Source organism: Nonomuraea sp. NPDC003709, from assembly GCF_040610775.1.
In the GTDB taxonomy this organism is placed as follows: Bacteria; Actinomycetota; Actinomycetes; order Streptosporangiales; family Streptosporangiaceae; genus Nonomuraea; species Nonomuraea angiospora_A.
The window spans coordinates 59,079-72,844 of record NZ_JBEXMW010000026.1; the positions used below are offsets into that span (position 1 = coordinate 59,079).

The window sequence follows — 13,766 nt, forward strand, 5'->3', positions numbered from 1 at the left end:
GTCACCGTAGCTCACCCTCCAAAAGGCCCATCAGGACCATGTCATGCCACGCGCCGTCCCGGCGGAAGGCTTCTCGTTCACGGCCCTCCACGACGAAGCCGACCTTTTCATAGACGCGGAGGGCGGCGGCGTTCTCCGCGACCACCGAGAGCCGGATTCTGTGGAGTCGCATCTCGGCGAAGCCGTATCGGCAGATCACTCTCACGGTGTCGGTGGCATAGCCGCGACCCCAATATTCCTTGTCCCCGATCCGAAGGTCGAGTTCGGCGGCGCCGGTCTCGGGTTCGGCATCGCGGAGCCGTACTGAGCCGATCAACCGCTTTTCGTTGAGCGACTCGACGCCGAAGAAGGCGCTGGCATAGGAGTTGCGGGGCAGGTCCTCGAAGCGTCTGGTGATCTGTGCGAGCGACTCGGGATAGCTGCCGAACATCCAGCGCCCGACCTCGGGGTCATTGTTCCAACGCCACATCGGCTCGGCGTCGGAGGGTTCAAGGGGGCGTAGCCGTATGAGATCGCCGGTCAGCAAGAGCCTCTCCATTCACAATGGATCATCTGGTCAACCGATCGACTTGCGGCATGGCGCTCGCTCAGCGGAGTGGAGCGGATCGGGGCACGCCTGCAAGATCGAGAGAGTACCTGGCCATCGAGCAGACTTTCCGATGACCGACCGCCTGGACTCTTAAGTCCGCGTACGTGGAACCCGGTGACGACCAACCCGGACATCCGACGCCGCTGACGAACAAGCACGACAGTTCGTGATCAACGAGGCTTGTCACGGGTTTCGAGGGCTGCTGATGACCCTGCCGAACAGCCGACGACGGGCCCCGCTTCCCGGTTGTCGCCCCGGGGCGCGGCCTCTGCATACGCCACGCCTGGACGTGTCAGAGCGAGGGGTGACATTCGCCTGTCGGCGAAGACCGGAACCGGCACTACCTCTTGTCCACTCCGGATCGTAGTCATACGATCACGATAAGCAACTCGTCTAGACGTAGGAGACCGGCATGGGAAAGCACAAGGGCGAGGAGCCCAGCCTGAAGCCGTTCACTCCCCCAAAGGAGAAGAAGAGGAGCCAGGTCGACGGAGACGGCAGCACGGGTAAACGCGGCAGCGGGGACGGGGACAAGAAGGACGGTAAGTGACCCTCGACCTGGGCGCCCGCGTTGACGGCCTGATCGACGCCATCAGCGAGCGCCGCCGGGTCAGCGGCGCCATCGACAAGGCGCTGCGGGCCGTGCCCCGGCATCGGTTCGTGCCCCCCACCGGGGTCGTTCTCACCGGAGGCGGCCCCCGCCTCATCGACCGGCACGCCGACCCGGACACCTGGTGGGCCATGGTGTACGGACCGGACGCCATCGTGACTCAACTCGATGCCGGCGCAACCGACATCCGCGAGGTGGACGGGCGCTACACCTCCTCTAACTCCGCCCCGGGGACCGTCGTCGATCTGCTCACCCTGCTCGATCCGAAGCCGGGCGATCGGGTGCTGGAGATCGGCACGGGGACGGGCTGGACCGCCGCGCTGCTGTCGCACCTGGTCGGGGAGCACGGCAACGTGACCTCGATCGAGGTCGACCAGGCCGTCGCCGAGCAAGCGGGAAAGACGCTGGCCGCGGCCGGCGTGCACCCGCGCCTGATCGTCGGTGACGGGGCGGACGGGTGGGCCGAGGGAGCACCGTACGACCGGGTCCACGTCACCTGCGCCGTCCACACGGTGCCGTATGCATGGGTCGAGCAGACTCGGCCGGGCGGCGTGATCGTGGCGCCGTTCTCGCCAGGCTTCGACGTCGACCTCTCCGTGCGGCTCGTGGTCATGCCGGACGGGGTCGCCGCCGGCCGGTTCCCCGGCTACACGTCGTACATGATGATGCGCTCGCAGGACGGATCCCCTGTCTCCGACGACGACGGCAGCGGCCGACGGTCCACGACCCAGGTAGACCCGCGCACGATCGCGCACGCGCCGGCGGGAGCAGGGCTGGCCATGTCGGCTCTCACCGGCCTGCATATCCGCGAGGTGGACGAGGGGGACCGTTTCGTGCTGTACGTGGTCGACCCGGCCGACCCGGCCCACTGGGCGGCGGCGGTTCACGACCCGGACGGCGATCACCTCGCATACCAGCTCGGCGATCGGTCCCTGTGGGATGAGATCACCGACGCGTACGCGCAGTGGGTGTCCTGGGGCGAGCCGGACCGGGAGCGGTTCGGCATGACCATCACGCGGGAGGGCCAACGGATCTGGCTGGACACTCCGGAGCGTACGCTGGGCCGCGCCGGGGCCTGAGCAGGCGGAGAGCGGCCGCCTCTGGCCAGGTGTCAGGACCTCAACCAGGGAGATCCTGCCCCGGGCGGACGCGCCGTCGTCACGGAACCGCCGACGACCGCCAACCGGGTTCCGCCGGGCTTTCAACCGCGATCGCCCGACGAAGCCTGCCTGATCCGGTTGGCAGGGTGGGCAGAAGTCGGCCCACCGCCTCGTAGGTCAAGGGGTGGGCCGACCAGTCGCCGGAGGCGTGGGGTGCGCCGAAGGCGCCCAGACAAGAACGTCTGAGCGCCTTCGGCGCGAAGCGCCCCATTGCGAAGGCCTTTGGCCTCGGGGCGGGGTCCAGCAGGTTGAACCCGGACGGGCCGCGGTCCGCCTACACCGGGGTGTGCATGTGGCGGGTCAAGGCGTGTTCCACCAGGGTGATCAAGGTGGATTTCACCGACTCCCGCTGCCTGGCGTCCAGGCGCACGATCGGGATGTGGCCGCCGATCGACAGGGCCTCGCGGAGTTCGTCCTCCGCGTGCGCGAACTGGCCGTCCCAGCCGTTGATGCCGATCACGAACGGCAGCTTCGCCTCTTCGAAATAGTCGATCGCGGGGAAGCTGTCCGCCAGGCGGCGCGTGTCCACGAGGACGACCGCGCCGATCGCACCGCGTACCAGGTCGTCCCACATGAACCAGAAGCGGTGCTGTCCGGGCGTGCCGAACAGGTAAAGGATCAAGTCGCGATCGAGCGAGACCCGGCCGAAGTCCATGGCCACGGTCGTGGTGGTCTTGTTCGGTGTGAGGGAGACGTCGTCCACGTGCGCGGAGGCGTCCGTCATGACCGCTTCGGTGGTGAGCGGCAGGATCTCCGATACCGCACCCACGAACGTCGTCTTCCCCACGCCGAAGCCCCCGGCCACGACGATCTTCGTCGAGGTTAGGCCGGGGCTAGAGCCTGCGAAGTCCACTGAGCACCCTTTCGAGCAAGTTGAGGTCCGGCTTTCCGGCGTCCAGCGCAGGCTGGTGCACGCGGATCAGGCCCTCGGACGCCATGTCGGCGATCAGCACCCGGACCACGCCAAGGGGCTGGCGTAAAAGGGCGGAGATCTCGGCAACCGACCGGACGTTCCGGGTCAGTTGAATAATCGCCTGATACTCCGGACTAAGTAGGGAAATGTCTTGGTATTCCGACGTCACGGAGGACACCAATGCCTCCATGGCGAACTTCATCCGCGGAGCGGTGCGCCCCCCGGTCACGGCATAGGGCCGTACCAGGGAGCTCTGCTTCTGCGGACGGGGAGCCGCCGGATGCGGCGGAGTGCTATCACCAGCCCAACCCTGACCTGACACCATGATCTCCTGTCACCGCCCCACTAACGGGGGCGGGCCGCTTGCAGCTCGGCGCGTACGGCCGGCGTCAGCACCTGACCCGCTCGCTCGACCAGCAGGGTCATCTGGTAAGCCACCAGGCCCATGTCACAGTCGGGAGCAGCCAGGACCGCCAAACAGGACCCATCACTGATGGACATGATCATCAAGAGCCCACGCTGCATCTCGATAACGGTCTGGGACACCATACCGCCCTCGAAGACCCGCGCGGCGCCCTGGGTCAGGCTGATCACGCCGGACGCCACAGCGGCGAGCTGGTCGGCCCGATCCTTGGGAAAACCCTCGGAGAAGGCCAGCGGCAAACCGTCGGACGACACCACGACCGTGTGGGCGACGCCCGGCACGTTGTTCACGAAATCCGTGATCAACCAACTGATGCCGCGCGCTCCCTGGCTCATTTCTCTCATTTGTCCTCCTCATTCTCTTCGCCCCGGGTGAACGCTCGGCCCTGGCGGACGCCCTGCTGGAAGCTGGAGAGCCGGCTGCGCAGCCGCTCGGGTGAGATCTGCGGTGCCGGTGACGAAGCCTGGGGTTCGGCGAGGCTGGCCGTACCGGGCACCAGGTTGGCCTTGGGCACGCGACGGGGCAGGCCCGAGGACGTCGTGCCGCCCTGCGCGGGCTGCGCGGCGGCCTGCGCGGCCTGGAAGCCGGAGTCCGCGGGCGAGGACCACGTCGCGCCCGCCCCTGACGCGCCGGGCGTGCGCCGCGGCAGCCCCGACGGGGACTGCGCGGGAGCGATCGGGGCCGGGTCGGCGGGCACGGCCGGATGCACGGCCGTGGTCTCGGGCTCGGGCTCGTAGGAAGCGGCCTCGTAGGAAGCGGGCTCGTAGGAAGCGGCCTCGTAGGAAGCGGGCTCGTAGGGAGCGGGCTCGCTGTGCGGCTGCAGCACCTCGGGCTCCGGCCGCCGGAACCAGTCGGACCCGACCGACTGGAAGATCGGCAGGAACTCGTCGCCCTGCTCCTCCATGGGCGAGTTGCGCACCACGGGGAGCGGGCCGGTCATGTCCTGCGAGGAGTAGTCGCCGGGCCCGAACCTGTCGTAGTTGGACTGCCCGTTCTGCTGGAACTGGTCGGCGGGCTTGAGGTCATCCGCGAACGGCGAGCGGTACGACTCCCCGAACTGCGGCTGCGGACGATCCTCGGACTCGAACAGCGACCTGCGCGGCGTCGGGTCGGCGAACGACGACCACCGCGGCTCCTCCTGCGGCTGCTTGGGCGGCTCGGTGGCGAAGGACGGCCACCGCGGCTCCTCCTCCTGCAGGGGCGGCGGCTGCTCCGCGAAGGACGGCCACCGGTTCTCCGCGAACGAGTTGGGCTGCGGCGCGGGAGGCGGCGTCTCCTCGGCGAACGACGGCCAGCGCGGCTCCCCGAACGGCTGCTCCCCGAACGGCTGCTGCGCGGGCGCAGGGGGCTCCTCGGCGAAGGACGGCCAGCGCGGCTGGTCGCCGTTCTGCGAGCTCTGCGGCTGCTCGGCGTAGGGCGCCTGCCGCTCCCCAAAAGGCTGCTCACCGAACGACTGCTCCCCGAAGGGCTGCGGCTCACTGAACGGCTGGTCCCCGAAGGGCTGCTCACCGAACGGGCGATCCGCGGCGGGCCGGTCGTTGAACGCGGCGGGCTGCTCGTTGAACGGCGCCTGCTGGTCACCGCCGAAGGGAGCCCAGTTGCCGCTCCCCGGCACCGGCAGCGACCCCGGCCACTGCGTGTCCACCACGTGCTCGGAACCGTCGCCGGAGGGCGCCGCGCCGTAGGAGGCGGACCCGTTCCGCGACGGCTCCGCGAACATGCTCGGGTCGAAGTCCGTGAACGCCTCGTACTGCCCGCCCTGCTGCGGCCCGCCCAGGCCGTTGCTGATCAGCATGTCCGGCATGAAGACCAGCGCGCTCAGGCCGCCCGTCTCCCGGGGGCTGAGCTGCACGCGGACGCCGTGGCGCAGGGCCAGGCGGCCGACCACGAACAGGCCCATGCGCCGCGACACCGACACGTCCACGACGGGCGGGTTCGCTAGGCGCCAGTTGGCCTCGGAGAGCTCCTCCTGGTTCATCCCGATGCCCAGGTCGTTGATCGACACGAGCACGCCGCCCTCGGCGGGGGTGCTGGTGACCTGGACCTTGCTCTCGCGGGGGGAGAACGAGATCGCGTTCTCGATGAGCTCGGCGAGCAGGTGGACGGCGTCGGTGACGGCCGGGCCGACGATCAGCGTGCCGGACGGGATCTGGATCTGGACCCGCTCGTAGTTCTCGACCTCGGACAGCGAGGCGCGGGCGATGTCGACCAGCGGCACCGGCTCGCTCCACTTGCGCGCGGCCTCCTGGCCGGCGAGGACCAGGAGGTTCTCGCTGTTGCGGCGCATGCGGGTGGCCAGGTGGTCGAGGCGGAACAGGTTCGCGAGTCGCTGCTCGTCCTCCTCGCCCTGCTCCAGACCTTCGATGAGCTGCAGCTGCCGCTCGACCAGCGTCTGGCTGCGGCGGGAGAGGTTGACGAACATGGCGTTGACGTTCGCCCGCAGTTTGGCCTCGTCACCGGCCAGCCGGATCGCCTCACGGTGGACCTCGTCGAAGGCCTGCGCGACCTCACCGATCTCGTCACGGGTGTTGATGCCGACCGAGGGCGTCTCGGGCACCTGCGCGCCCTCGCCGGACTCGCGCAGCACGCGGACGGTCTCGGGCAGCCGGGTCGTGGCGACCTGGAGCGCCTCGGCACGCAGCCGGCGCAGCGGGCGGACCAGCGAACCGGCCACGCGGGTGGTGAAGACCAGGACGAGGAGCAGCAGGACCAGGATCACCGCACCGGAGATGATCGCGTTGCGCTGCTCGGTGTCGCTCAGCTCCCGGGTCCTGGCCACGATCCTGGTGGCCAGGCCGTCCTCGACCTTGCGCATGGCGTTGCCGGACAGCGTGGTCGATTCGTACCAGTTGCCGAGGTCGCGGCGGGTGGTGACGTCGAGGTCCCGGATCTCGTTGTACTCGCGCATCTGGGCGAGCGCGCGCTGGCGCATGGCGTCGGCGAGGTCGATCTGCAGGCCCTTGACGCCCTTCTGGTACGCCTCCAGGTCCTTGGAGTCGGCCTCCTGCTCGAAGGCGGCCAGCTCGGCCTGCTGCTTGTTCCAGGAGCCCAGGAAGTCCGACAGGTCGTCGTTGTCCAGCTTCCGCTGGACGAGCGCCACGATCAGGATGATCTGCTGGCGCGAGATCTCCTCCTTGACCCGCTGCAGCGAGCCGAGCGCGGCCACGTCACCCTGGAGGGTGTCGTCGTTGACGCCGGAACCCAGGTCGCCCTCGATCGCGGAGAAGACGCCGATCATGGTGGTGTACGTGCTGATGGCGGCACGCGGCGGCACGTTCGAGACCATGGACTCGCGGAGGCTGTCGAGACCGGCGAGCCACCGGCGCATGTTGTCGACGCCCTCGATGACACGCGCGGAGTGCGCGGCGTCGATGGCGTTGGCCGCGCTCAGCACCTGCTTCTTGGCCGTGTCCGTCGCCTGCCGCTGCGTCTTGAGCTGGACGAGGCGCTGGCCTCTACTGCGGTCGGAGACGTACCACGCGGTGAGCGTTCGCTCTTTGCCGAGCTCGTGGTTGAGCGCACCGATGCGCTGGACCAGCTCGGCGACCTGGGTGAGCCGGCGGTACTCGGCGTTGGTGCCGATGGCGTTGGCCAGCTGCACGCCGGCGAGCAGCACGCCCACCACCGTGGGGATGAGGATCAGCGCGACCAGCCTGGAGCGCACACGCCAGTTCCCCAGCCGGAAACGTCCGCCTGTGTACTCCCCTGACCTCGTGTGCCTGGGGTCTTTCGTCCTCACTGACTCTCGCAACCTCTCGCCGGTACGTGCTCGAAAGAAATCAGACACGCGTGTGGCGCATGGGATTCGTTCCGGCTGGGTAATTGGAACACAACCCGTACCAGATCGGCCAACCGAACATATCCCATCACACGTGCCCAAAGGGTCACTTTGGGCAACATATCGCCGTACACGTCTTCAGGCGGGCCGGAACGAATCCCGCTCGACCGGCGCCGCGTGCTTCACCATCAGGTGCCGCGTCACCGAATACTCCTGCACCGCCTCCTGGCTCATGTCCTTGCCGAACCCGCTGCCCTTCACCCCGCCGTGCGGCGCCTCGCTGGCGATGGGCAGGTGGTCGTTCACCCAGGTCACGCCCACATCGAGCCGGTGTGAGACGCGCATGGCCCTGGAGACGTCGCGCGACCACACCGACGAGGCCAGACCGTACCGCGTGTCGTTGGCCAGTCTGACCGCCTCGTCCTCGCCGTCGAACGGTAGCGCCACGAGCACGGGTCCGAAAAGTTCACCTTGGACGATCTCGCTGTCCTGGGCGACGTCGGTCACGAGCGTGGGCGGGTAGAAGAATCCGGGGCCTTCGATCGGGGCGCCTCCGTGGAGCACGCGCCCGCCGGCCCTGGAGACGAACCCGTGCACCCGGTCCCGGTGCGCGGCCGAGATCAGCGGGCCGATGTCCGTGGCCGGGTCCCAGGGGTCGCCGACGGTTATTTTGGCAAGAGTTGCCCGCAGTGCCTCGATCGCGTCCGCGTACACCTCGCGGGCGACGTAGACGCGGGTGGCGGCCGTGCAGTCCTGCCCGGTGTTGTACGTCGCCCCCATCGCCACCCCGCGGGCCATCTCCGCGAGGTCGGCGTCCTCGAAGACCAGCGCGGGCGCCTTGCCACCGAGCTCGAGGTGCACCCGCTTGAGCGTGGCCGCGGCCCCGGTCATGACCGCCCGGCCCGTCTCCGTGGAGCCGGTGACGCTGACCATGTCCACGCCCGGGTGGGTGACCAGCGCCTGCCCGGCCTCGGCGTCCCCGGTGATCGCCTGGACGAGCCCGTCGGGCGCGCCCGCCTTGGCGAACAGTTCGGCCAGCCGCAACGTCGTACGCGGCGTCTGAGGGGCCGGCTTGATCACCACGGCGTTGCCCGCGGCCACCGCCGGCCCGACCTTCCAGACGGCCATGACGAACGGGAAGTTCCACGGCGAGATCGACCCCACCACCCCGACGGGGCGGCGCAGCAGGACCGAGGTGTAGCCGGGGCTGAAGACACCGGCGCCCGAGCCTTCGAGGGAACGGGCGGCCCCGGCGAAGAAACGCAGGTTGTCGGCGGCGAACGGCAGCTCGCCGTCCCGGAACACCGACGCGGGCTTGCCCGTCTCCTCCACCTCGAGCCTGGTCAGCTCCTCGGCGTCGGCCTCCACCAGGTCGGCCACCCGCAGCAGCAGCCGCGCCCGGTCGGCCGGGGTGGTCTGGGACCACTCCTCGAAGGCCGCGCGGGCCCGGTCGACGGCGGCCGCGACGCCCTCCACCGGCGTGTCGGGAATCTCGGCGCACGGCAGCCCGGTGGCGGGGTTGATCAGTTCACGCATGGAAATTCATGTCCTCACTGGCCGAGCTGCTCGATCAGGTCGGCGGCCCTGCGCAGGCCGTCGCGACCCCTGATCTCCTCGCCCGCGGCGGCGAGCCGGGCACGCAGCTCGGTGTCCCCGAGCAGCCGCTCGACCGCGCCCTTCAGTTCTTCGTCGGTGAAGGTGTAGGTGGAGAGCCTGACACCATAGCCCAGCTCGTCGGCCCGCTGGGCGTTGTCGTACTGGTCCCAGAAGAGCGGCAGCAGGATCATCGGCTTGCCGAAGTGCAGCGCCTCCGTGGTCGTGTTGTTGCCGCCGTGCGTGATGACCAGGTCACACAGTGGGATGATCTTGGTCTGCGGGAGGAACTCCGCGCCCCACATGTTGTCGGCGAGCTTGATCTCCTCGTGCAGCGGGCCCTTGGAGACGATGTACTGGTGCGGCGTGGTGGCCAGCACGTCGATGACGCGCTGCATCAGCTCCACGTCGGAGGAGCCCAGCGAGCCGAGCGAGAAGTAGACCAGCGAGCCCTCGTCGCGGCGCTCGAGCTCATGGTCGCGCCCGCTTCGCTCCTCGTTGGCTCCTCCGTCGCTCTCTCGTCGCGAGCTCCTGCGCTCGAAGGGCAGCGTGAACGCCTCGTCCGTCTCTCGCACCGAGGAGTCGAGGCGGTGCCAGGAGTCGCCGAGCGGGCGGGCGTCGGCGTAGTCGAGGATCTCGGGGTAGACGTAGAGGTTCAGGTCGCCCTCGTGGATGAAGTCGAGGTCGGGCAGCGGCTCGGTGCCCTGCTCGACGCACCACTCGTTGAAGGCGGTCCACAGCTCACGGTGGGTGCGGTCGTACTCGGCGCGGAAGGCCGCCCACTCCGAGCGGTCGTCGGCCGGCAGGCCGGAGAAGACCGGCGCGATGTTCTCGCCGCGCACCTCCAGCGGGTTGCAGGAGACGATGCGGACGAACTTCTTGCCCGCGGTGAGCAGCGCCGGGAACGTGATCACGTTGTCCTCGACGATCACGTCGGGATTGACGCGCTCGATGATCGCCTTGAGCTGCGGCTCGCAGTACTTCACGCCGTCGATCAGCGAGTCCCAGATCGGCTTGGTGACGGTGTCGAGCTGCTCCAGAGTGCTCTTGCGGTATTCGGGGGCGGTCTCGCGGATGAAGTCCTTCCAGAACTGCCCCGGGTCCTGCTCCTCCGCGGCGTCCTCGGGCGGCGGGGCGAGGTCGACGAGGTCCTCCTCGAAGCCGAGCGCTTCGAGCTTGCCCTTCCACGACGCCTCCGCGGCGAAGACGACGCGGTGGCCGCGGCGGCGGAGGATGTCGCCGATGCCGATCGAGTTGTTGGTCGGCCCGTAGGCGCTTTCAGGCATGAACAGGATGGTGAGAGACATCGAGACTCCGGGGAAACTCATCAATTTGAAGAGGAATTCAAGAACTGATCTAGCGTGAAGGTCAAGTAACGGGCACTATGGTCACGGCTAACTGAACAGCAGCCAAACGAGTGAAGGCGGTGGGGGTGGCTCAGCGTAAGAGCCGTAGTGACCGGCGCATCGACTTGATCGAGGCCGCGCGCAAAGCCATCATCCGTCACGGCATCGACGGCGTACAGCTCTCGCACGTCGCCGAGGAGGCCGGTCTGACCTCCGGCGCGGTGCTCTACCACTATCCCGACCTCAGCGAGCTGCTGGTCGAGGCGCAGCACGCGGGCATGGAACGTTTCTACGAGCAGCGCGTGCGGCAGCTCAACACCCTCACCGACCCGGTCGAGAAGCTGGTGCTCACGATCAAGTCCGGGCTGCCGACCGGGTCGCTCGACCCCGATGTCCGCCTGCTCAACGAGCTGGGCGGGGCCGCGGGCCGCAACCGGGTCTACGGCGTGCTGCTCACCTCCCTCTACGACCGCCAGGTCTCGATGTACCAGGCGGTCCTGGACACCGGCGCCGCGCTGGGGGTGTTCAGGCTGAGCGCCGACTCGCTGACGATCGCCCGCAACCTGGTGGCGCTGGAGGACGCGTACGGCTACCGCATCACGGCCAGGCACCCGGTGATCGGCCCGGCCGAGGCGGCCGAGCTGATCCTCTCGTACGCCCGCGCTGCCACGGGCAACGACCTGGCCCGCTGAGCTCACCGGTCGACCGCCATGATGACCGCGTCCTCGGCCTTCCAGCGCACCTTGACCTTCGCGCCCGCCTTCACCGTGCTCGCGCCCTGCACGGCGACCAGCACCGGCTTGACGTGGCCCGGCACATCCACGGAGATGTGCGACACGCCTCCGTAGAAGCTGACGTCCAGGACGCTGCCCTTGAGGCCGCGGGTGGCGCTCTCGCCGGCCAGCTCGACCTTCTCCGGCCGGATCGCCAGCAGCGCCTTGGCGCCCGCCTCCAGCTCTTCGAGCGGGGCGCCGGCCAGCATGCCGAAGTCCTCGGTCTTGATGCCGTCGAGGCCGCCGGCCGTGCCGTGGAAGAGGTTGTTGGCGCCGACGAAGTCGGCCACGAACGCCGTGCGGGGCCGCTCGTAGAGCGCGATCGGCTCGTCCACCTGCCGCACCTTGCCGCTGTCGAAGACCGCGATGCGGTCGGCCAGCGACATGGCCTCCTCCTGGTCGTGCGTGACCACCACGAACGTGATGCCCACCTCGTGCTGCAGCCGCTTGAGCTCCAGCTGCATGTCGGCGCGGACCTTCTTGTCCAGGGCCGACAGCGGCTCGTCGAGCAGCAGCAGGCGGGGCCGCTTGACGATGGAACGCGCCAGAGCGACCCGCTGCCGCTGGCCGCCGGAGAGCTGGGCGGGCTTGCGGTCCGCGTGCGCCGACAGCCCGACGGTCTCCAGCACCTCGCCGACGCGCTGCTTCACCTCGTGGCGGGGCAGCCGCTCGCGCTCCAGGCCGTAGGCCACGTTCTTGGCCACGGTCATGTGGGGGAACAGCGCGTACGACTGGAACATGAGGCTGATCGGCCGCCGGTTCGGCTGCCTGGACAGCAGGTCCTCGCCGTCCAGCGTCACCGTGCCCCGGTCGGGCGTCTCGAACCCGGCGATGATGCGCAGCAGCGTGGTCTTGCCGCAGCCCGAAGGGCCGAGCAGGGCGAAGAACTCGCCCTGGCCGATCTCCAGCGACACCTCGTCGAGCGCCGTGACCTCCCCGAACCTGCGGGTGATCCCGTCAATCCTGAGCACGTCTCTCCCCGATCTTCGTCATGCGCTGCCCGGCGATCACCGCCGTGAAGCTCACGAGGAGCAGGATCGCGGCCAGCGCGTTGATCTTCGGGGTGACCCCGAAACGGATCATCGAATAGATCACGATCGGCAGCGTCTGGTCGCTGTTGCCGATCGTGAAGAACGCGATCACGAACTCGTCCAGCGACAGCGTGAACGCCAGCAGCGCGCCGGCGACGATGCCCGGCGTCAGCTGCGGAAGCGTGATCTTCAAGAACGTCGTGACCGGCCCCGCGCCCAGATCCCGCGAGGCCTCCTCCAGCGAGGTGTCGGAGTTGGTCAGCCTGGTGCGCACCACCGCGGCCACGAACGCCATCGCGAACAGGCCGTGGGCGAGGATCACCGAGTACAGGCCGAGCGTGAGCTGGATCAGGCCGTAGAACAGCAGCAGGCCGATCGCGATCACCAGGTCGGGCAGGACCGCCGGCATGAGCGCGATGGCGTCCAGCGTCTTGGACCTGGTGTGCCGGGCCAGCCCGACGGCCAGCAGCGTGCCGAGCACGGTGGCGATCACCGTGGAGCCGGTGGCCACGATCAGCGTGTTGACCAGGCCGTCCCTGACCAGCTTGTCGTTGACCAGCTCGCCGTACCACTTGAGGCTGAAGCCCTCGTACGTGTACGCCGACTTGCCGGAGTTGAACGACATGACGACGAGCACGACGATCGGCAGGTACAGGAAGACGTACGTGGCCCAGAACGGGACGTACAGGAGCTTTGACCTACGCACGGCGCGCCACCCTGGCCTGCACGATGAGCAGCACGATCAGCACCGCGATGAGCGCCAGCGCGAGCGTCGAGCCGAACGGCCAGTCGCGGGCCTTCAGGAACTGGTCGCGGATCAGATTGCCCACCATGATCGACTTGCTGCCGCCGAGGATCTCGGGGATGACGAAGTTGCCGAAGCTCGGCACGAACACGAACAGGCACCCGGTCATCACGCCCGGGACCGTCATCGGCAGCGTGACCTTCCTGAAGGTGGTGAACGCCGAGGCGCCCAGGTTGGCCGAGGCCTCCCTGAGCTGCGGGTCGAGCCGCTCGATGGCGGAGTAGAGCGGCAGCACCATCAGCGGCAGGTACGAGTAGAGCAGCCCGGTGACGATCGTGCCCTGCTTGTAGAGCAGCTCCAGGTCCGTGCCCAGCAGCGAGTTGACCACGCCGGGGCCGCTCAGCAGGATGATCCAGGCGTACACGCGGATGATGAAGTTCGTCCAGAACGGCAGCACGATGGCGACCAGCGCCACCGTCTTCCACTTCGGCGGCAGCTGGGCGATCAGGTAGGCCGTCGGATAGCCGATCAGCAGCGCGATCAGCGTCGTCAGGGTCGCGATCTTCAGCGAGGTGCCCACCACGCCGAGGTAGAGCGGATCGACCAGGCGCTCGAAGTTCTCGGTGGTGAACTCGTAGACGACGCCGCCGAAGCGGCCGCGCTGGAACACCGTGTTGCTGAGCACCAGCGCGAGCGGCACCAGCAGCAGCACGATCAGATAGGTGACGCCGGGTGACAGGAAAACGAACGCGCCCAGCCGGCGTCCCTTGGACGCCGGCCGGGCCTTGACCTCAGACTTCACCG

At 68.6% G+C, this 13,766-nt stretch carries 13 protein-coding genes; 3 read left to right on the forward strand and 10 right to left on the reverse strand.

Features of this window, described 5'->3' with window-relative positions; all coding sequences use genetic code 11:
* Position 1 precedes the first annotated feature (1 nt).
* A complete protein-coding gene (locus ABZX61_RS52115; protein ID WP_355207107.1) occupies positions 2 to 526 on the reverse strand; it encodes a GNAT family N-acetyltransferase in 525 nt (174 codons plus the stop codon).
* Positions 527 to 1,001: 475 nt separating this feature from the next.
* Between ABZX61_RS52115 and ABZX61_RS52120 the strand changes: the two genes are divergently transcribed.
* Positions 1,002 to 1,139, forward strand: coding sequence for a hypothetical protein (locus ABZX61_RS52120; RefSeq protein WP_355207110.1), 138 nt, complete (start codon positions 1,002 to 1,004; stop codon positions 1,137 to 1,139).
* Positions 1,136 to 2,278, forward strand: coding sequence for a methyltransferase domain-containing protein (locus ABZX61_RS52125; RefSeq protein WP_355207112.1), 1,143 nt, complete (start codon positions 1,136 to 1,138; stop codon positions 2,276 to 2,278). The genes ABZX61_RS52120 and ABZX61_RS52125 overlap by 4 nt, the downstream gene beginning before the upstream one ends.
* 355 nt (positions 2,279 to 2,633) lie before the next feature.
* On the opposite strand, the gene ABZX61_RS52130 is transcribed toward ABZX61_RS52125, so the two are convergent.
* The 6 genes from ABZX61_RS52130 to ABZX61_RS52155 form a co-directional block, all read right to left on the reverse strand.
* Positions 2,634 to 3,164 carry an ATP/GTP-binding protein gene (locus tag ABZX61_RS52130; protein WP_237101140.1) on the reverse strand — a complete coding sequence of 177 codons (531 nt, stop codon included), beginning with the start codon at positions 3,162 to 3,164 and terminating at the stop codon, positions 2,634 to 2,636.
* Positions 3,165 to 3,192: 28 nt separating this feature from the next.
* Positions 3,193 to 3,597 (reverse strand): DUF742 domain-containing protein, encoded by a 405-nt coding sequence (locus ABZX61_RS52135; RefSeq protein ID WP_225964010.1) that lies wholly within the window; start codon positions 3,595 to 3,597, stop codon positions 3,193 to 3,195.
* A 20-nt stretch (positions 3,598 to 3,617) separates the two neighbouring features.
* The gene (locus ABZX61_RS52140) at positions 3,618 to 4,031 is read right to left on the reverse strand and encodes a roadblock/LC7 domain-containing protein (protein WP_205304681.1); all 414 of its coding nucleotides are present in this window, start codon (positions 4,029 to 4,031) and stop codon (positions 3,618 to 3,620) included.
* Positions 4,032 to 4,036: 5 nt separating this feature from the next.
* Positions 4,037 to 7,360: a nitrate- and nitrite sensing domain-containing protein gene (locus ABZX61_RS52145; protein WP_355207117.1), complete on the reverse strand. Its 3,324-nt coding sequence runs from the start codon at positions 7,358 to 7,360 to the stop codon at positions 4,037 to 4,039.
* Between the two features lie 252 nt (positions 7,361 to 7,612).
* A complete protein-coding gene (locus tag ABZX61_RS52150; RefSeq protein WP_355207120.1) occupies positions 7,613 to 9,010 on the reverse strand; it encodes an aminobutyraldehyde dehydrogenase in 1,398 nt (465 codons plus the stop codon).
* Between the two features lie 14 nt (positions 9,011 to 9,024).
* Positions 9,025 to 10,353 (reverse strand): nucleotide disphospho-sugar-binding domain-containing protein, encoded by a 1,329-nt coding sequence (locus tag ABZX61_RS52155; protein WP_355207123.1) that lies wholly within the window; start codon positions 10,351 to 10,353, stop codon positions 9,025 to 9,027.
* 146 nt (positions 10,354 to 10,499) lie between these two features.
* Between ABZX61_RS52155 and ABZX61_RS52160 the strand changes: the two genes are divergently transcribed.
* Positions 10,500 to 11,105: a TetR family transcriptional regulator gene (locus ABZX61_RS52160; RefSeq protein WP_350730239.1), complete on the forward strand. Its 606-nt coding sequence runs from the start codon at positions 10,500 to 10,502 to the stop codon at positions 11,103 to 11,105.
* Between the two features lie 2 nt (positions 11,106 to 11,107).
* Here ABZX61_RS52160 and ABZX61_RS52165 read toward each other — a convergent pair whose 3' ends face one another.
* From ABZX61_RS52165 to ABZX61_RS52175, 3 genes are read right to left on the reverse strand one after another with little or no spacing between them, the layout of a single operon-like run.
* Positions 11,108 to 12,157, reverse strand: coding sequence for an ABC transporter ATP-binding protein (locus tag ABZX61_RS52165; protein ID WP_355207127.1), 1,050 nt, complete (start codon positions 12,155 to 12,157; stop codon positions 11,108 to 11,110).
* A complete protein-coding gene (locus tag ABZX61_RS52170; RefSeq protein ID WP_355207130.1) occupies positions 12,144 to 12,923 on the reverse strand; it encodes an ABC transporter permease in 780 nt (259 codons plus the stop codon). Before ABZX61_RS52170 ends, ABZX61_RS52165 begins: the two co-directional genes overlap by 14 nt.
* A complete protein-coding gene (locus tag ABZX61_RS52175; RefSeq protein ID WP_350730233.1) occupies positions 12,916 to 13,764 on the reverse strand; it encodes an ABC transporter permease in 849 nt (282 codons plus the stop codon). The genes ABZX61_RS52170 and ABZX61_RS52175 overlap by 8 nt, the downstream gene beginning before the upstream one ends.
* Positions 13,765 to 13,766: the final 2 nt, after the last annotated feature.